The following is an 18,015-nucleotide window of genomic DNA, read 5'->3' on the forward strand; positions in this document are numbered from 1 at the left end:
TTTCTATGTCGGGAGTGGCGGCAAGCGTGCTAGAAACTCTGTATGAAACTTGACCTGCTGGGCGACGCGTTGCAGCAGATTCACGCGGGTGCCACCGCGGACTCGCTCGAGACCGAGGCGCTCGATTTCAAGCGTGATCCACACACGGTGACGGGTCGCGGGGCGCCTGGCAACCCACAGGCGCGTCTGATCGAGGAGCTCGTGGACACCGTGGTCTGCTTCGCCAACGGGCGCGGAGGGCGCATCGTCCTTGGCATCGACGACCGGACTCCCGGACCCGGTGCGTTCTACGGCACGCAAGCGGACATGGGGTTCCTGCGCAACCGGATCTACGGCAACACCAGGCCCCAGCTCACGGTCCCCATCGATGAGATTGAGTTCCACGGCACCCGGATCCTGGTGATCACGGTCCCGGAAGGGCTGGACCTGATCACCGACAGCAAGGGCAAGGCGCTGGGACGGTCAGGTACATCATGCGCACCCCTGACGGAGGACGCGCGTCGAGCTTTGGCGCACCAGCGAAGGAACCCGGACCTGACAGCGCGACCCTCGGACCGCGCCCCGGAAGACGTGTCACCGGCCGCGATCAGCGAGGCGCGGCGTCTTCTGGGCCGGCTGGTGGACCTGCGTAGCCAGATGGCGGATCTCGACGATGCAAGTCTCCTGCGTGCACTGAACCTGGTTGATCGAGAGGGTCGTCTCTTGCTCGCCGGAGAGATCCTGCTCTGCACGCCCGAACAGGATGTGCTGGATATTCTTGGCCGTCCTGCGGCTGGGGCCGAGCCATCGGTGCGGCGGCTCAGGGAGCCGCTAGTTCAGCTCCTGCCGCACGCCCTCGATTCGATCCGTTCGACCATCGACCCAGAGGTTGCCCACATCGCCCTCGCCGGTGGGCAGGAGGTCGCCCTCCCCGATTTCTCACCGATTGCCGTCGACGAGGCGGTGACCAACGCGCTTGTCCACAGGGACTACTCCCGGCCAGAGCGGGTCGTGATCGACCACTCGCCGAACGCACTGCGCATCTGGTCGCCTGGTGGGCTCCCATTCGGTGTGACGGAAGACCGCTTGCTCAGCACGGTCTCGACACCCCGCAACACCACGTTGATGTCAGCCATGCAGCAGCTCGGGCTCGCTGAGCGTGCGTCTCGAGGGATTGACCGCATGTTCCGGGAACAGGTTCGAGTCGGTCAGCAGGTGCCGGGCATTCGGGCGGATGAGTTCTCGGTGGAGGTTTATTTCACGAGCGGCGCTCCGAACCGAGCTTTCGCCGGCTATGTCGCAACGCTGCCGCGTGCACTTCGAGAGAACGTGGATGCCATGCTCACCCTGGTGCACCTGTGCGAGCGGTCGACGCTCACGCTGGCGGACGGTGCGCAACTGCTTCAGGTGACCGAAGGCGAGGCGAAGGACCGACTTGACGCCCTCGGTGCAGGTGACGAGGCCTTGGTCGAGCGAGACGGAGACGCTCGTCGCGGTGTGCGGTGGCGACTCCGGCCATCTGTCGCCACCGCCCTTGGAACCGCCGTGAAGCATCGCACCCGTGCCGATTCCGCTCGCCCTCGAGTTGAGGCGCATCTCAAGGAGTACGGCTGGATCACGAACAAGACGATCCGGAACATGTTCGACCTCGATGTTCAGCAGGCAACTCAGATCCTGAACGAGCTTCGGTCGGCCAACGTTGTGGTGAAGGATCCAGATGGTCCCCAGCGCGGACCTTCGATCAGGTGGCTCCCCGCTGAGCAACATCAGGGGCGCGGGCCACGCCGGCCCTGATCCGCCATCACCGTCGGAACTCACGGTAGGGGCGAGGGTGTGCTTGGACGCCGCATCGGGGTGTGCGTGAGCCGCGACGGAGCGTGGGATTCCGCCTGGTGAGCGACTTTCCGGAACCACCCACGTGACGTGAGGGGTTTCCCGGGTGGTCGGGATCCCACATGACGGAAAGTCCCGGTCGAGTTCAGCTCGGCCGGGACTTTCGTCGTTTCCGAGGTCGACGACCGGCTCGACGCTTTCAGCGCAGGCTGCGGAAGAACCCGCGGATGTCGTCGACCAGCAGGTCGGGCGCGTCGTGCGCCGCGAAGTGGGAACCGGTGTCGTAGACGTTCCACGACACGATGTTCTTGTGGTCCCGCTCGGCGAACGCGCGGATCGAGTGGAAGTCCCAGGCGAAGTTGGCCAGCCCCAGCGGCACGGTGGTCGGCTCTGTCGGCTTGTCCGTGGCGTGGAAGTCCTCGTAGTAGAGGCGCGCGGACGACGCAGACGTGTTGGTGAGCCAGTAGATCATCGTGTTCGTGAGCACGTAGTCGGGGTCGAGGTTCGGGCCGAGCAGCTGCGCGTTCCAGCCGAGCTGTCCGACCGGCGAGTCCGCGAGAGCGTGCGACAGCGTCTGCGGGGCGGTCGACTGCAGCTTGTCGTACGCACCCCCGTTCTCCAGCCACCACCCCAGGAACTCGACGTTCTTCTGGTCCTCCGGCGACAGGTTCTCCAGCTCGGCCGGATCGCCGGACGGGAACGAGAAGACCTGGGTGACGTGCACCCCGATCACGTGCTCGGGGTCGCAGCGTCCGACCTCCGGCGAGATGAGGGAGCCGCCGTCGTTGCCGTGCGCGCCGTACCGCTCGTACCCGAGGCGGTGCATCAGCTCGGCCCACGCCTTCGCGATCCGGTATCGGCTCCAGCCCCGGTCGGTGGTGTGGCCTGAGAAGCCGAAGCCGGGCACCGAGGGGATCACGAGGTGGAACGCGTCGGCCGGGTCGCCGCCGTGGGCCCGCGGGTCGCTCAGGCGGTCGATCACGTCCAGGTACTCGACGACCGTCGTCGGCCAGCCGTGCGTCAGCAGCAGGGGAGTCGCACCCGGCTCGGGGGAGCGGACGTGCATGAAGTGCACGTTCTGCCCGTCGATGGTCGTGGTGAACTGCGGGTACCGGTTGAGCCGCGCCTCCCAGGCGCGCCAGTCGTACTCCTCGCGCCAGCGCCGGACGAGGCCCTGCAGGTACTCGAGCGAGACGCCGTAGTCGGCGCCGCCGTCGGGAAGCTCGTTGGTCCAGCGCACGCGGGAGAGGCGCTGGTCGAGGTCGTCGAGGTCGGCCTGGGGGATGTCGATGCGGTACTCGGTGATGTCCATAGAGCCCACCCTGGCCGCTTATTAGGAAGAGTGGCTTCCTCATGACGTGCGAATCTTGGGCCATGCTGGAAACCTCTGCGCGGCTCCTGCGCCTGCTCTCTCTCCTGCAGCTCCCGCGCGAGTGGGCAGGTGCCGAGCTGGCCGAGCGGCTGGGGGTGAGCGGACGGACCGTGCGCACCGACGTCCAGCGCCTGCGCGACCTCGGCTATCCGGTCACGGCCACTCGCGGGAACGTGGGCGGGTACCGTCTCGGCGCCGGTGCGGACCTGCCGCCTCTGCTGCTCGACGACGACGAGGCGGTCGCGATCACCGTCGGGCTCCGTACGGCGACGGGCGGCGCCATCGCGGGGATCGAGGAGGCGTCGCTCCGGGCGCTGGCCAAGCTGGAGCAGGTGCTGCCCTCCCGGCTGCGCCGCCGGGTCAGCACGCTGCAGGCCTATACGGTGCCCGTGCCCCGCGACGACACGGGGCCGACCGTCGACACGGAGGTCCTGACGGCGCTCGCCGCCGTCTGTCGCGACCGCGAGCGGCTCCGGTTCGACTACGCGGACCACTCCGGCGCGGCCACCGTGCGCGCCGTCGAGCCGTACCGGCTGGTGAGCTGGGGCCGCCGCTGGTACCTCTTCGCGTGGGACCTGGACCGGGACGACTGGCGGACCTTCCGCGTCGACCGGATCGCGCCGCGCATCCCTACCGGCCCGCGGTTCGCCCCGCGCGAGCTGCCCGACGACGTCGCGGCGTACGTGTCGAGCCGGGTCTCGGCCGCCGCCTGGCGATACCGTGCGCGGGTCACCGTGCACTCCCCCGCGGCGGTGGTGGCCGAACGGATCAGCCCGGCGGTGGGCGTCGTCGAACGTGTCGACGAGCGCACGTGCGTGCTGGACACCGGAGCCGACACCGTGGAGACGCTCGGCACGTACCTGGGGCTGCTCGACGCGGACTTCGAGGTCACCGGCCCGCCGGAGCTCGTCGCGCACCTCCGCCGCCTGACCGCGCGCTATGCGCGCTCGACCCCACCCACCCCCGACCGGTGAGTGCCGGACCAACCAGTCGACGCGGCAACCACCCCACGTGACCCGATCTCCTCACGCCAGGGCATGGAGCGCTCCCCCGCCCCCAGCACGACGGAGGTCAAGTACTGGTCAAGTACTGGTCAAGTATTTCGGGCTTGCGCAATGGGAAACCGGTATCCTACGATCGGGAAACCGGTTACCCAGATCTCGACCCCATCCGAGCGCCTCGACGAGCTCTTCCGAGGCGGGCTGCCCGACGTCGTCGTCGGTCGCCGCGCAGGGCGCACGACCCAGCACCCGCGCACCAGGACGAGGTCGTCGCGTCGACCGATGCGAACGCGGACCTGGAGCCGTGAGTCACCACGCACTGCCCCCAGTTCGATGACGAAAGGTGAGGCACCACGATGAGACGACCCGTCGCACGACGACTGCTCGCGGCCACCGCCGCGACGGCCCTGGCGGCCACGATGGGCGTGACCGCCCTGACCACGACCGCGAGCGCGGCCGTGGCCGGCAGCCCGACCGGCTACGCGACCCAGAACGGTGGGACGACCGGTGGCGCCGGCGGCCAGACCGTCCGCGCCACGACCGGCACCCAGATCCACGCGGCCCTGTGCAACAGGGCCAGCGACGACACCCCGATCGTCATCGAGGTCGAGGGCACCATCAACCACGGCAACACGGCCAAGGTCTCGGGCGACAGCTGCAACACGGCGGCCGGCGTGATCGAGCTCAAGCAGATCAGCAACGTGACGATCGTCGGCGTCGGCAACGGCGCGACGTTCGACCAGCTGGGCATCCACATCCGTGAGGCCAGCAACATCATCATCCAGAACGTCACCGTGAAGAACGTCAAGAAGTCCGGCTCGCCCACCTCGAACGGCGGCGACGCGATCGGCATGGAGAGCGGCGTCCGCAACGTGTGGGTGGACCACGTGACGCTCGAGGCGTCGGGCGGGGAGTCCGAGGGCTACGACGGCCTCTTCGACATGAAGGCGGGCGTCCAGTACGTGACGCTGTCCTACAGCATCTTGCGCAACTCCGGCCGCGGCGGCCTCATCGGCTCGAGCGAGAGCGACACGTCCAACGGGTTCGTGACGTTCCACCACAACAAGTACGAGAACCTCGACTCGCGCACGCCGCTGCTGCGCGGCGGCATCGCCCACATCTACAACAACCACTACGTGCAGCTCAACGAGTCCGGGATCAACTCGCGGGCCGGGGCGAAGGCGAAGGTCGAGAACAACTACTTCGAGGACTCCAAGGACGTCCTCGGCACGTTCTACACGGACCAGAAGGGCACCTGGCAGGTCGCCGGGAACGTCCTCGACAACGTCACGTGGTCCAGCCCGAGCGGTGACATCCAACCGGCCGGTCCGAACCTGACCTCCACGACGTCGGTCAGCATCCCGTACTCCTACACGCTCGACGGCGCGAGCTGCGTGCCGAACCTCGTGAACCAGACCGCGGGCGCGAACAAGGGCCTCAAGGTCTCGGACGGCTCGTGCACGCCGCAGACGCCGGACCCCGACCCCACCGACCCGACGGACCCGACCGACCCGACGGACCCGGGTCCCGTCGACCCGACGGACCCGACGGACCCGCCGGAGCCGGGAGCCGAGACGATCTACGTCGCGCCGAACGGCAGCGCGAGCGCGGCCGGCACGCTGTCGGCGCCGACGACGCTCCCCGTCGCGATCGAGCGCGTCGCCTCGGGCGGCGAGATCTTCCTGCGCGGTGGCACGTACAACCTGTCGTCGACCGTGACGATCGAGCCTGGCAACGACGGCACGTCGGGCGACCGCACCCTGCTGTCCGCGTACCCCGGGGAGCGGCCGGTGCTGAACTTCTCGGCGCAGGCCGAGAGCTCGGCGAACCGCGGTCTCGCGATCGGCGGCGACTGGTGGCACGTCTACGGCATCGTGGTCGAGCACGCGGGCGACAACGGCATCCTGCTCGGCGGCAGCAACAACGTCATCGAGCGCGTCGTGACCCGCTACAACCACGACACCGGCCTGCAGCTGTCCCGTCTCGTGGCGGGCGCCCCGGCGAGCGAGTGGCCGTCGAACAACCTCATCCTCAGCAGCGAGTCGCACGACAACGCGGACTCGGACGGCGAGGACGCGGACGGCTTCGCCGCCAAGCTCACGTCCGGCTCGGGGAACGTGTTCCGGAACACCGTGGCGCACAACAACATCGACGACGGCTGGGACCTGTACACGAAGTCCGACACCGGGCCCATCGGGCCCGTGACGATCGAGAGCTCGCTCGCCTACGAGAACGGCACGCTCTCCGACGGCGGCCAGGCCGGGGCGGGCGACCGCAACGGGTACAAGCTCGGCGGCGAGGACATCAAGGTCGACCACGTCGTGCGCAACTCGTTCGCCGTGGACAACGGCAAGCACGGGTTCACGTACAACTCGAACCCAGGCTCGATCACGGTCAGCGGCAACGTCGCGGTCGGCAACGAGGAGCGCAACTTCAGCTTCGACGCCGGGACCCACCGCTTCAGCGGCAACGTGTCCTGCGACTCCGGGGCGAACGACAAGACGGTCGGCACGGACGCGGGCGGCAACTCGTTCTGGTCCGGCTCGAACGGGTCGGCCTGCTCCGCGTACGACGGCGAGCTCGGCTGGTCGTTCGCGGCGGACGGCTCGCTCCGGGTCACCTTCGGCGGCGAGCCGACGAACCCGACCGACCCGACCGACCCCACGGACCCGACGGACCCGACGGACCCGACCGGCCCGCCGTCGGGCACCAACCTCAGCATCGGCGCCGGCGCGGACGGCTCGAGCAAGGGCAGCGGGACGAGCTACGGCAACGCGATCGACGGCAGCACCGCGACCTGGTGGTCGCCCAGCGGCTCGACGGGGACCATCTCCGTCAAGTGGGGCACCGCGACGACCGTGGGCCGGGTCGTCGTCAAGGAGGCCGCCGGCGGCGGCAGCATCGGGGCGTGGCGCCTCGTGAACAACGACACGGGCGCCGTCCTCAAGTCAGGGAGCGGTGCGGGGACCATCACGTTCACCGCGACGTCGCTCAAGAAGATCAACCTCGAGATCACCGGCGCCTCGGGGACTCCCCGCGTCGCCGAGCTCGAGACCTACGCCGGGTAGCCCGACCCTCCTCCGGGAGACCCGTGCACGACCCCGGGCGGGACCACTTGGTCCCGCCCGGGCTCGACGACGGCCCCGCCGCGCCGTCCGCGGCGGGGCCGTCCTTCTGCCGGGGCGTCGTCCGGTGCCCCGTAGCGTCGCGCGGTCGCGACGGCGCGGTCCCGCAGCAGGTCGCGCAGCGGTGCTGGGTCCAGCACCTCGGCGTCCGGCCCGAGCTGCCACACGGCCCAGACGGCGTGCCGGAGGTCCTGGAAGCTCACGTCGAGCACCATCAGGCCGTCGTCGGCGACGGACTCGGCGTGGACGGAGACCGCGGTGCCCACGAGCACTTCCCGTCGGTCCGGCGCGAGCCGGACGCGCGCGACGACCTGGCCGTCACCCGCCCGGAACCGGGCGCTGCGCTCGCGCCAGAGCTGCTCGAGGTCGACGACGTCGGGACGGTCCGCCGGTTCGGCGAGCGCCTCGGCAGCAAGGATCCGGGAGAGGCGGTAGGTGCGGTCCGCCCCGCCGGCCGTGGCGAGCAGGTATCCCGTGCCGCGGGCGGTGACCATGCCCACCGGGTCGACCTCGCGCGCGGTCGGCGTCCGGCCGACGGCGGCGTAGCGGATCCGGAGCTTCCGCCCGCGGAGCACGGCGCGCCGGACCTCGCGCAGGACTGCCACGGGGACCTCCTCGGCGGCCTGCCGGCGAGCGAGCAGGTCGATCTCCGGCTCGACGAGGATCCGCCGGGCCGCGTCGACGGCCGCGTCACGGTGAGCGTCGGGAAGCGCGTCGACGACCTTGCGGACGGCCGACGCGAGCGCGGGCCCGAGGCCGAGCACCTGCTCGCCCCGCCCCGACGTGGCGGCGAGCACGGCGAGCGCCTCGTCCGGATTGAGGCCAGTGAGCTCCGTGCGAAAGCCGGGCAGGAGCGCGAAGCCTCCATGCCGGCCGCGCTCGGCGTAGATCGGCACGCCTGCGGCGGAGAGCGCCTCGACGTCCCGCAGGACCGTCCGGGTCGACACCTCGAGCTCGCGCGCCAGGGCGGTCGCGGACAACCGGCCCCGCTGCCGGAGCAGCAGCACCAGGGAGACCAGCCGGTCGGCGCGCACCACAGAAACGTACCGGGATACATGACAGAGGGTGTCGTCATTCCCCGCGAGGCTCGAAGACGGGCGTGCGGGACGTCGGCCACGAGGGTCGACGCGCGCCCGGGCAGGACGAGTCGGACGGAGTCGGCATGGCAGCGGAACGAACGGCGATCAACCCCGTGACGTGGTCGCAGGAGCTGGGGTTCAACCAGGCAGAGCTGGTCTCCGGGCACACCCGGACGCTCTTCTGTTCCGGGCAGACGGCGATGTCCCCCGACGGCCGTCCCCAGCACGAGGGCGACCTCGCGGCGCAGCTGGCACTGAGCCTGGACAACCTGGAGGCGGTGCTGACGGAGGCGCGCATGACGCTCGCGGACGTCGTCCGGTTGAACGTCTACACGACGGACGTCGACGCGCTCCTCCAGCACTACGGGATGCTCGCCGCGCGGCTCGGGGCCGCGCGCGTGGCTCCGGCGACGACGATGCTGGGGGTGACCCGCCTGGCGGTCCCCGGACAGCTCGTCGAGCTGGAGGCGACCGCCGTCGCCTGACCGAGCGCGGCGCCGGCCCCTCCCGTCGTCCAGCGCCTCGAGCGGGCGCTCTCACGCGCTTCGCCCAGGCCGAGGGACAGGGCCGTCGGGTCAAGGCTCCAGCGCGAGCGGGACGCCGGTGCCGTACCCGTCGTGCCCCTCCACGCGGCCGGGGACGCGCGAGCGTCCCCGCGCCGCGGTGTCCCACACCTCGACGACCCACGCGGCGGCCGTGTCGACGACGAGGTCGCGCGCGTCGTAGACCGCGCGTCCAGGGGCGACGAGCGGCACGGCGGGGACCGGGCCGTCGGCGCCGTGCACGACCGCGAAGAGCGTGCGGAACGGCTCGACGGCGCGGTCGAGGACGAACGCGTCGGGACCGTCGAGCGAGACGACGACGTCGAGCGTGCCCTCGCCGTCCTGGTCGGGGAACACCGTCACGACGACCTCCTCGGAGGCGGCGGGCAGCGCGTCGACGACGGCGCGCAGGCGACGCACGGCGTCCGGCGTCGCGGCGTCGAGGTGGGCGCGCAGGCGGCGGGCGTGGGTCTCGGCGTCCATCGGGTCACCGTAGCGGCGGTGCGGAGCCCTGGGAGCCGAGGTCCTCGAGCTCGGCGACGAGCGTGCTGTGCTCGGCGTCGCGCCGGACCGCGTCGCCGAGCGCGGCGGCCCGGCGCGTGTACGCGGGGTCGTCGAGGACCTGCCGGACGGCGCGCGCGAGCCGCTCGGCGGAGGCCTTCCGCGAGAGCGCGACGCCCGCGCCGCGCAGCGTGACGCGCACGGCGTTGTCGCCCTGGTCGCGCCCGTGCGGCAGGACGACGACGGGGCAGCCCGCCGCGAACGCCTTGAGGAGCGTGCCGTGCCCGCCGTGCGTGACGACGAGCGCGGCGTCGCGCAGCACCTCGTGGTGGGGAGCGGAGGCGACCACGGCGACGTTCGCCGCGCCCGGCACGGCGTCGGGCGCGAGGCCCTGCCCGGTCGTGACGACCCCGCGCACGGGCAGCGTCGCGAGCGCCGCGACGATCCGCCGCAGGAGCGCGGCCTGGTCCTGGAACGTGGACGACAGCGCGACGAGGACGAGCGGGTCGTCGCCCGGCGGGGCGGCCCACGGGATGTCGTCCGCCCACGCCGGGTCGTCGAGCACGGGCCCCACGTACCGGGCGTTCGCCGGGAGCGGGCCGGGGAGGTCGAACGCGGGGCTCGTCATGACGAGCTGGCGCCGCGCGGCGCTCATCTGCTCCCACGAGCGCGCGAGCGGGTCGAGGCCCAGGTCGGCGCGCAGGGCGTTGAGCCGGTCGCGCGTGTAGCGGTCGAACACGCGCGTCGAGAGGCCGGTGATCGCGCGGTCGCGCAGCCGGCCGAGCGGACCGCGCGCGGGCTTCAGCCCTGCGCCGAACGGCGTGCGGCCGGGCGTGGGCAGGGCGTAGACGTTGGGGATCAGGACGTCGAACGGGATCCCGCGCGACTGCGCTGCGACCATCGCGCCGAACGCGAAGACGGACGTGACGACGAGGTCGGGCCGCTCGTCCTCGACCGCCGCGAGGACGTCCCGCGCGTAGTCCGGTGCCGGACCGGCGATCAGGTGGTCGCCCATGTCGCGCGCCTGCGCCAGGAGGCTCGGTGCGGCCCAGTCCTGGAGGGGGTCGTGCGCCGGGTCGCGGTCGGGCCGGTTCGGCGCGGTGGCCCACGGGACGAGAGTCGCGCCCGTGGCGCGGACCTCTGGCGCCATCGAGTCCTCGGCCAGCACGCGGACCCGGTGCCCGCGCCCCACGAGCCGACGCACGGCCCCCACCTCGGGCGGGACCGTCCCACCGCCGTCGGTCAGGGCGAAGAGGTACGTGCGAGGCATGGGCCCTCCCCTGTCGAGGCCGGCGCGAGGCACGCACCGGCCGGGACGTCACGACGGCGTCGGCAGGAACCACGCTAGACCGCACGGCGGCCCCGCCAACCCTAGATCTGCTAGGGTCAGTATCCCTAGAACAACTAGGCATAGGAGTGCCATGCGTATCGACAAGGACCTCGTGGCCGCGTCGGCCACCCCGCTCGTGCTCGGGATCCTCGCCGACGGCGAGTCGTACGGCTACGCGATCCTCAAGCGCGTCGACGAACTCTCGGGCGGCCGCATGCAGTGGACCGACGGCATGCTGTACCCCCTGCTGCACCGGCTGGAGCGGCTCGGGCTCGTCGAGGCGTCGTGGGGCACGTCCGACGTCGGGCGGCGCCGCAAGCACTACGCGATCACGGCGGCCGGTCGCGAGGCGCTCGTCGAGCGCCAGGCGCAGTGGGACGTCGTCGCGCACGCGCTCCACCAGGTCTGGCGCACGGCCCAGGGCGGGGTGCCGACCCCGCCGCGCGTCGCGGAGGGGTGGGCCTGATGGGCGCCGCGACCGCGCCGACCGACGGGGCAAGCCCGGGGCCGCACGCCGCGCTCGAGGCCCAGATCGACCAGTGGCGCGGGTACGTCCGCCGCCGCGAGGCCATCTCCGCGGCGGACGTCGACGAGATGGAGGACCACCTGCGCGAGCGGGTCGAGGACCTGCGCGCGACAGGGCTCGACGACGACGAGGCGTTCCTCGTCGCGGTGAAGCGCATGGGCACGCTCGACGACCTGTCGCGCGAGTTCGCGCAGGAGCACTCCGAGCGGCTGTGGAAGCAGCTCGTCCTCGTCGGCGAGCAGCCGGGCCGCACGCGCTCGTGGCGCGAGCTCGCGGTCGTCCTCGCGCTCGCCGTGGCCACGGGGATCACGGTCAAGGTCGCGACCGCCGTCCTCGACCCGGAGACCGTCGGCCTCAACGTCGGGCTCCTCGTGCTGCCGTTCCTCACGGCCTACCTCGCGTGGAAGCGGCAGGTCACGGCGCGCGTCGTCGGGGCGCTCGCCGTGCCGTTCGTGGTGCTGGGGGTCGTCCTCAACGTGTACCCGTTCGAGCCCACGGGCTCGACGCTCGTGCTCGCGGCGCTCGCTGCGCCGGTGACGCTGTGGGCCGTCGTCGGGCTCGCGTACGTCGGGGGCCGCTGGCGCTCGGACGCGCGTCGCATGGACTTCGCGCGCTTCACCGGCGAGCTCGCCGTGTACTACACGCTGCTCGCGCTCGGCGGCGGCGTCCTGCTCGGCCTCACGGCCGGCGTCTTCTCCCTCGCCGACGTCGACCTCGAGCCGTACCTCGAGGACTGGATCCTGCCGCTGTGCGTCCCGGCCGCGCTCATCGTCGCCGCGTGGCTCGTCGAGGCCAAGCAGAACGTCGTCGAGAACATCGCGCCCGTGCTCACGCGCGTCTTCACGCCGCTGACGCTCGTCATGCTCCTCGCCGTGTTCGTCGTCCTCGCGACCGCGGGGAACCTCGCCGCCGTCGACCGCGAGCTGCTCATCCTCATGGACGCGATCCTCGTCCTCGTCCTGTGCCTGCTCCTCTACTCCGTCTCGGCGCGCGACCCGCTCGCACCCCGGTCGTTCTTCGACGGGCTCCAGGTCGTCCTCGTCGTCGCGGCGCTCGCGGTCGACGCCGTCGCGCTCACCGCGATGCTCACGCGCATCGCGGAGTTCGGCGTCAGCCCCAACAAGGCCGCCGCGCTCGGGCTCAACCTGCTCCTCCTCGTCCACCTCGTGTGGTCCGCCGTGCTCGCGACGGCGTTCCTGCGCGGGCGCCGCCCGTTCGCCGACCTCGTCGCGTGGCAGACCCGGTTCCTGCCGGTGTACGCGGCGTGGGCCGCGATCGTCGTCGTCGTGTTCCCCCCGGTCTTCGGGTTCGTCTGAGGGGCGGCGGGCGGCCCTGCCCGGGCGTAGCGTGGCCGGATGGCCGACGGCACTCCCGGAGGGCCGCCCGACGGCGGGCTGGTCGACTGGCTGCTCGACTCCGACCCGGCGCTGCGCTGGCGGGTCGAGCGCGACCTCGTGCACGCGCCGCCCGAGGTGTGGGAGGAGACGCGGGCGCGGGTCGCGACCGAGGGCTTCGGCGCCCGCCTGCTCGGGCTCCAGGACCCGGACGGGCAGTGGGCGGGTGGCGCGTACTTCCCCGCCGACGCCGGAGTGGTCGACGCGGGCGGCGCGCCCGAGGAGGGCCAGCCCTGGACCGCGACGACCTGGTCGCTCGTCGCGCTCCGTGAGTGGGGGCTCGACCCGGGCGTCCTGCGAGCGCGTCGCACCCCCGAGCTGCTCGCCGCGCACAGCCGCTGGGAGTACGACGACCTGCCCTACTGGGGCGGCGAGGTCGACTGGTGCATCAACGGGTACACGCTCGCGGCCGGCGCGTGGCTCGGGGTCGACGTGTCGGAGCTCCTCCGCGCGGTCCTGGACGGACGCCTGCCCGACGGCGGGTGGAACTGCGAGTGGGTCGAGGGCGCCACGGTCTCCTCGTTCCACTCGACGCTCAACGCGCTCAAGGGGCTGCTCGCCTACCAGGAGCTCGCCGGGGGCGACGACGAGCTGCGCGCGGCGCGCCGATCCGGCGAGGAGTACCTGCTGCGCCGGGGGCTGTACCGCCGCCTGAGCACGGGCGAGCCCGTCGGCGACTGGGTGTTCCGCCTCGCCTACCCGTTCCGCTGGTACTACAGCGTGCTCAACGCGCTGGTCTACCTCCGCGAGGCGTCGCTGCTCGACGGCACGCCGCCGGACCCGCGCGCGGCGGACGCCGTCGAGCACGTCCGCCGCGCCCGCCGCCCGGACGGCACCTGGCTCCAGGGCCGGCGCCACCCGGGCCGGGTGTGGTTCGAGGTCGACGCGCCCGCGGGCGAGCCGTCACGCTGGCTCACGTACCACGCGACCGTCGTCCTCGACTGGTGGGACGGTGCGGGCCGTCAGGACGCGGGCGTCCCGGACACGACCTCCGCGCCGTCGAGCACCGCGATCAGCTCGTCGAACCACTCGACGTAGCTCGCGTACGTGAACGGGCGCTTGTCGTCCCAGCCGACGACCTGACCCGCCTGCACCGCGGGCAGCCCCGCGTAGACCGGGTTCGCGGCCATCGCCTCGTCGGAGCCCGTGTAGCTCAGCACGACGTCGGCCGGGTAGTCCGGCACGCGCTCCCAGCTCAGCTCGGCCCAGGCCTCCTGGTCCTGCGGCCCGCCGATCGTGAAGCCCAGCTCCTCGAGCAGCGCGAGCTGGCCGAGCGTCTTCTGGCCCACCCACAGCTCCTCGGCGCCGTTGAGCGGCAGGATCGTCAGCGGCTTCTCCGCCGCGATGCCGCGCAGGGTGTCGAGGCGCTCGTCGAACGCGGCCCGGGCCTCCGTGACCTCCGGCGAGTCGACGTCGCCGCCGAGCGCCTCGGCGAGCGACGCGTAGTCCTCGATCACCTCGACGACCGGGCGGCCCGCGAACTTCATGCCGACGAACGGCGCGACCGCCGTCGCCTCCTCGGTGACCTTGTCGTCCCACCAGGTCCATGCGGTGCCGTCCTCGTTGCCGAACCCGATCACCAGGTCGGGCTCGAGGGCGAGCAGCTTCTCCAGGCTGAGCTCCGCGTCGGCACCGACGACCTCCATCTCGTCGACCTGCGCGTTCCCGATCGACAGCGCGCCGGCGTCCGAGAAGCCGTAGCCGAACACCCCGGCGGGCCGCACGCCGTAGTCCCACAGCGCCGCGGCGCTGTAGCCGTCCACGACGACGCTGTCGGGCGCCGCGTCGAGCTCGTACGTCGTGCCGTAGCCCGACGACGTCCAGGACCAGCCGTCGGCGCTCGCCGCGGGCTGCGCGTCGTCGTCGGCCCCGGCTCCGGGGTCGGTGCCGGTCGAGCACGCCGCGAGCGTGGCCGCGAGCCCGACGGCGAGCGTGCCGGCCGCGAGCGAACGCACCGGGCGGGTCGTGCCGGGCAGGGTGGACGAGGGACGGGTGGTGCGGGTCATGCGTTGCTCCTCCGACGAGGCGGTGCGGGCGAGCGCAGGACGGTGGGGGGCCGGTCGGGCGGGTGGGTCGACCGGCTGGGGAACGGGGCCGCGCGCTCAGGCGCGGCGGGGACGACCCTCGGGCACGACGAGCGGGGTGCCCGTCACGGGGTCGGCGATGATGCGGCACGGCAGGCCGAACACGTCCTCGACGAGCTCGGCCGTCACGACGTCGGCCGGCGCGCCCTCGGCGACGATCGCGCCGTCCTTCATGGCGATGAGGTGGGTCGCGTAGCGGCACGCGTGGTTGAGGTCGTGCAGCACGGCGACGAGCGTGTGGCCTCGGTCGCGGTTGAGGTCGGCGCACAGCTCCAGCAGCTCGATCTGGTGCGCGATGTCGAGGAACGTCGTCGGCTCGTCGAGCAGGAGGATCGGGGTCTCCTGCGCGAGGACCATGGCGACCCACACGCGCTGGCGCTGGCCGCCGGAGAGCTCGTCGACGAGGCGGCCCGAGAGCGCGGTCGTCCCGGTCGCGGCGAGCGCGCCGACCACCGCGGCCTCGTCCTCGCGCGACCACTGCCGCAGGAGCTTCTGGTGCGGGTAGCGACCGCGCGCGACGAGGTCGGCGACGGTGATGCCCTCGGGCGCGATCGACGTCTGCGGCAGGAGGCCGAGGCGGCGCGCGACCTCCTTCGCGGGGATCGACGAGATCGAGCGGCCGTCGAGCACGACCTGCCCCCGCGACGGCTTGAGCAGGCGCGACAGCGCGCGCAGCAACGTCGACTTGCCGCACGCGTTCGGCCCGACGATCACCGTGAACGACCCGTCGGGGATGCTCACGTCGAGGTCGGCGGAGATGACACGGTCGTCGTACCCGATCGTGACCCCCTCGGCGTGCAGGCGGTCCGCGGGGTGCACGCGGTCCGCGCGCGCGTCGGTCGACGCGGCGGCGAGGGCGCCGCTCGGGGCGTCCGCGAGGTTCGTGAGAGCCACCGGGGTCCTTCCGGTCTGCGGGTTCGTGGTCACTTGCGGGCCTCGCGCACGAGGAGCCAGACGAGGTAGGCGCCGCCGACGCTCACGGTCACGACGCCGACGGGGAGCTGGGTGGGCGCGAACGCGCGCTGGGCGACGAGGTCGCTCGCAGCGAGCAGCACGGCGCCCATGACGGCGGCCGGGAGGATCCGCACCCCGGCGGCGCCCGTGAGGCGGCGCGCGAGCTGCGGGGCGGCGAGGGCGACGAACGCGATCGGTCCGGCGGCGGCGGTGACGAGGGCCGTGAGCGCGACGCCGACGATCACGAGGGCGAGGCGCACCCGCTCGCTGCGCAGGCCGAGGGCGGCCGCGGCGTCGTCCCCGAGCTCGAGCAGGCCCATGCGAGGCGCGAGCCACACGAGGGGCAGCGCGAGGAGCGCGGCCAGCACGGCCGCGGGGACGGCCTGCGCCCACGTCATGCCGTTGAGCGAGCCGGCGCCCCACACCGCGGCCGCCATCGCGGTCTCGAGGTCGGCCTTGATGATGAGCCACTGGTTGACGGACGCGAGCATCGCGGACACCGCGATGCCGACGATGATGAGCCGGAAGCCCTGGACGCCGCGCCGGTACGCGAGCACGTACACGACCCCCGCGGTGACGATGCCGCCGACGAGCGCACCCGCCGCGACGCCCACGTACCCGCCGCCGAGCAGCATGATGACGACGAGCGCGCCCGTGTACGCACCGGTGTTGAAGCCGATGACGTCGGGGCTGCCGAGCGGGTTGCGCGTGAGCGACTGGAAGATCGCGCCGCTCGCGCCCAGTGCAGCGCCGAGCACGAGCGCCATGAGCGCGCGCGGCAGGCGCCACTCGACGACGACCATGTGCACCGGGCCGTCGGCCGCGCCGACGAGCGCCTGGAGCACCTGCGGCACGGTGAGCGGGTAGTCGCCCGTGGTCAGCGCGACGATCCCGACCGCGAGCGCGACGAGCAGCAGGACCCCGCACACCGCGAGGGTACGCAGGTCGAGCCAGTGGCTCACGCGGCCGCCGAGCCCGCGCACGACGCGCGTGGGGCGGCCGAAGTCCACGCGGTGCGCGCCGCCGTCGGGCACGCGCGGGCCCACGGGAGCGTCGTCCCGGACCGGGGCGCTCACAGCCCGCTCGCCTTCGAGCGGCGCACGAGCGCGATGAGCACCGGCGCCCCGACGAACGCGGTGACGATGCCGACCTGCAGCTCGCCCGGCATGACGACGACGCGGCCGACGACGTCGGAGACGAGGAGCAGGACCGGTGCGAGCACGGCCGAGTACGGGAGGATCCAGCGCTGGTCGGGGCCGACCGTCCAGCGCGCGACGTGCGGGACCATGAGCCCGACGAACCCGATCGGCCCGGCGGCCGCCGTCGCGGCGCCGCACAGGAGCATGACCGCGACGCCGACGAGGATGCGCGTGCGCCCGACGTGCGCGCCGAGCGAGCTCGCGAGGTCGTCGCCGAGCGCGATGGTGTTGAGCGGGCGGGCGACGACGAGCGCGATGACGAGCCCGATCACGACGAACGGCGCGATCGTGCCGGCCATCTCCATCGTGCGGCCGGCCAGCGAGCCGGCGCCCCAGAAGCGCATGCGGTCGAACGCCGCGGGGTCGAGCAGCGTGATGCCCTGCGAGATGCCGCCCAGGACGGCGCCCAGCGCGACGCCCGCGAGGGTCAGGCGCACCGGCGTCGCTCCCCCGCGACCCTGCGACCCGATGGCGTATACCGCGACCGTCGCGACGACCGCTCCCGCGAACGCGAACCAGATGAAGGACTGGATGTCCGTGAACCCGAGGAACGCGACCGCGAGCACGACGGCGAACGCCGCCCCGGCGTTGACGCCGAGGATGCCCGGGTCCGCCAGCGGGTTGCGCGTCATGGCCTGGATGAGGGCGCCCGAGACGCCGAGCGCGGTCCCGACGAGGAGGCCGACGAGGGTCCGGGGCAGGCGCAGGTCGCGGATGATCACGTGGTCGCCGGAGCCGTCGTAGCCGGTCAGCGCGTCCCACACCGTGCCGAGCGGCACCGGCTTGGAGCCGACGACGAGGCTCAGGGCGATCGCGAGGACGAGCACCGCGACCGCCACGAGGAGCCCGAGGCTGCGACCGGCGTTGGTGCGGGCGAGCCCGGCGGGACGGTCGTCGCGGTCCGTCGTGGGCCGACTGGTCCCGTCGGGGACGCCGGCCGGCGCGTCGGCGGTCGCGGGCGAGGTCATGGTGCTCGGATCTTTCGGGGGCGCGTGCCCGGTCGGTCGATTGCCTAGTGAGGTTACCCTCACCTTAATTCACGGCGGGGTGGGCCCGGCAAGACGGTGCGGCGGCCTGCCCGGGTGACACCCCTCAC

General features: G+C 72.6%; 15 protein-coding genes. 7 read left to right on the plus strand and 8 right to left on the minus strand.

The features are described 5' to 3' along the window. Nucleotides 1-42: 42 nt before the first annotated feature. Nucleotides 43-1,773 (plus strand): RNA-binding domain-containing protein, encoded by a 1,731-nt coding sequence (locus ACN9MS_RS00170; protein WP_426310173.1) that lies wholly within the window; start codon nucleotides 43-45, stop codon nucleotides 1,771-1,773. Between the two features lie 238 nt (nucleotides 1,774-2,011). On the opposite strand, the gene ACN9MS_RS00175 is transcribed toward ACN9MS_RS00170, so the two are convergent. After that, nucleotides 2,012-3,124, minus strand: a complete 1,113-nt coding sequence (locus tag ACN9MS_RS00175) for an epoxide hydrolase family protein (RefSeq protein ID WP_426310174.1) — start codon at nucleotides 3,122-3,124, stop codon at nucleotides 2,012-2,014. Nucleotides 3,125-3,186: 62 nt separating this feature from the next. Between ACN9MS_RS00175 and ACN9MS_RS00180 the strand changes: the two genes are divergently transcribed. Together ACN9MS_RS00180 and ACN9MS_RS00185 are read left to right on the plus strand one after the other, a co-directional pair. After that, nucleotides 3,187-4,158: a helix-turn-helix transcriptional regulator gene (locus tag ACN9MS_RS00180; RefSeq protein WP_426310175.1), complete on the plus strand. Its 972-nt coding sequence runs from the start codon at nucleotides 3,187-3,189 to the stop codon at nucleotides 4,156-4,158. A 383-nt stretch (nucleotides 4,159-4,541) separates the two neighbouring features. Next, a complete protein-coding gene (locus tag ACN9MS_RS00185; RefSeq protein WP_426310176.1) occupies nucleotides 4,542-7,253 on the plus strand; it encodes a pectate lyase family protein in 2,712 nt (903 codons plus the stop codon). Here ACN9MS_RS00185 and ACN9MS_RS00190 read toward each other — a convergent pair. Then, on the minus strand, nucleotides 7,241-8,344 hold the full coding sequence (locus tag ACN9MS_RS00190; RefSeq protein ID WP_426310177.1) for a helix-turn-helix transcriptional regulator: 1,104 nt from the start codon (nucleotides 8,342-8,344) through the stop codon (nucleotides 7,241-7,243). The genes ACN9MS_RS00185 and ACN9MS_RS00190 overlap by 13 nt on opposite strands. A gap of 128 nt (nucleotides 8,345-8,472) precedes the next feature. On the opposite strand from ACN9MS_RS00190, the gene ACN9MS_RS00195 reads away from it, so the two are divergent. Next, the gene (locus ACN9MS_RS00195; RefSeq protein ID WP_426310178.1) at nucleotides 8,473-8,874 is read left to right on the plus strand and encodes a RidA family protein; all 402 of its coding nucleotides are present in this window, start codon (nucleotides 8,473-8,475) and stop codon (nucleotides 8,872-8,874) included. Nucleotides 8,875-8,964: 90 nt separating this feature from the next. Here the strand turns inward: ACN9MS_RS00195 and ACN9MS_RS00200 are convergent, their stop codons facing one another. Together ACN9MS_RS00200 and ACN9MS_RS00205 are read right to left on the minus strand one after the other, a co-directional pair. Next, the gene (locus ACN9MS_RS00200; RefSeq protein ID WP_426310179.1) at nucleotides 8,965-9,414 is read right to left on the minus strand and encodes a DUF6389 family protein; all 450 of its coding nucleotides are present in this window, start codon (nucleotides 9,412-9,414) and stop codon (nucleotides 8,965-8,967) included. Between the two features lie 4 nt (nucleotides 9,415-9,418). Beyond that, the gene (locus tag ACN9MS_RS00205; RefSeq protein WP_426310180.1) at nucleotides 9,419-10,702 is read right to left on the minus strand and encodes a glycosyltransferase; all 1,284 of its coding nucleotides are present in this window, start codon (nucleotides 10,700-10,702) and stop codon (nucleotides 9,419-9,421) included. Nucleotides 10,703-10,853: 151 nt separating this feature from the next. On the opposite strand from ACN9MS_RS00205, the gene ACN9MS_RS00210 reads away from it, so the two are divergent. From ACN9MS_RS00210 to ACN9MS_RS00220, 3 genes are read left to right on the plus strand one after another with little or no spacing between them, the layout of a single operon-like run. Further along, nucleotides 10,854-11,228 carry a PadR family transcriptional regulator gene (locus tag ACN9MS_RS00210; protein WP_426310181.1) on the plus strand — a complete coding sequence of 125 codons (375 nt, stop codon included), beginning with the start codon at nucleotides 10,854-10,856 and terminating at the stop codon, nucleotides 11,226-11,228. Next, the gene (locus ACN9MS_RS00215) at nucleotides 11,228-12,604 is read left to right on the plus strand and encodes a permease prefix domain 1-containing protein (protein ID WP_426310182.1); all 1,377 of its coding nucleotides are present in this window, start codon (nucleotides 11,228-11,230) and stop codon (nucleotides 12,602-12,604) included. Before ACN9MS_RS00210 ends, ACN9MS_RS00215 begins: the two co-directional genes overlap by 1 nt. A 39-nt stretch (nucleotides 12,605-12,643) precedes the next feature. Next, entirely contained in the window at nucleotides 12,644-13,720 is a 1,077-nt protein-coding gene (locus ACN9MS_RS00220) for a squalene cyclase (RefSeq protein WP_426310183.1), read from the plus strand. Here ACN9MS_RS00220 and ACN9MS_RS00225 read toward each other — a convergent pair. The 4 genes from ACN9MS_RS00225 to ACN9MS_RS00240 all read right to left on the minus strand — a co-directional run bounded on the left by ACN9MS_RS00225 (nucleotide 13,645) and on the right by ACN9MS_RS00240 (nucleotide 17,887). Further along, complete coding sequence (locus ACN9MS_RS00225) at nucleotides 13,645-14,688, minus strand: ABC transporter substrate-binding protein (protein ID WP_426310184.1); 1,044 nt, start codon at nucleotides 14,686-14,688, stop codon at nucleotides 13,645-13,647. The two genes, ACN9MS_RS00220 and ACN9MS_RS00225, sit on opposite strands and share 76 nt — an antisense overlap. A 96-nt stretch (nucleotides 14,689-14,784) precedes the next feature. Then, on the minus strand, nucleotides 14,785-15,585 hold the full coding sequence (locus ACN9MS_RS00230) for an ABC transporter ATP-binding protein (RefSeq protein WP_426311942.1): 801 nt from the start codon (nucleotides 15,583-15,585) through the stop codon (nucleotides 14,785-14,787). A gap of 104 nt (nucleotides 15,586-15,689) precedes the next feature. Next, nucleotides 15,690-16,766, minus strand: a complete 1,077-nt coding sequence (fepG, locus tag ACN9MS_RS00235) for an iron-enterobactin ABC transporter permease (RefSeq protein WP_426311943.1) — start codon at nucleotides 16,764-16,766, stop codon at nucleotides 15,690-15,692. Between the two features lie 26 nt (nucleotides 16,767-16,792). Next, nucleotides 16,793-17,887: an iron chelate uptake ABC transporter family permease subunit gene (locus tag ACN9MS_RS00240; protein ID WP_426310185.1), complete on the minus strand. Its 1,095-nt coding sequence runs from the start codon at nucleotides 17,885-17,887 to the stop codon at nucleotides 16,793-16,795. Nucleotides 17,888-18,015 lie beyond the last annotated feature (128 nt).

Origin of the sequence: Cellulosimicrobium sp. E-16 (genome assembly GCF_049913115.1) — a bacterium.
Lineage (GTDB): Bacteria > Actinomycetota > Actinomycetes > Actinomycetales > Cellulomonadaceae > Cellulosimicrobium.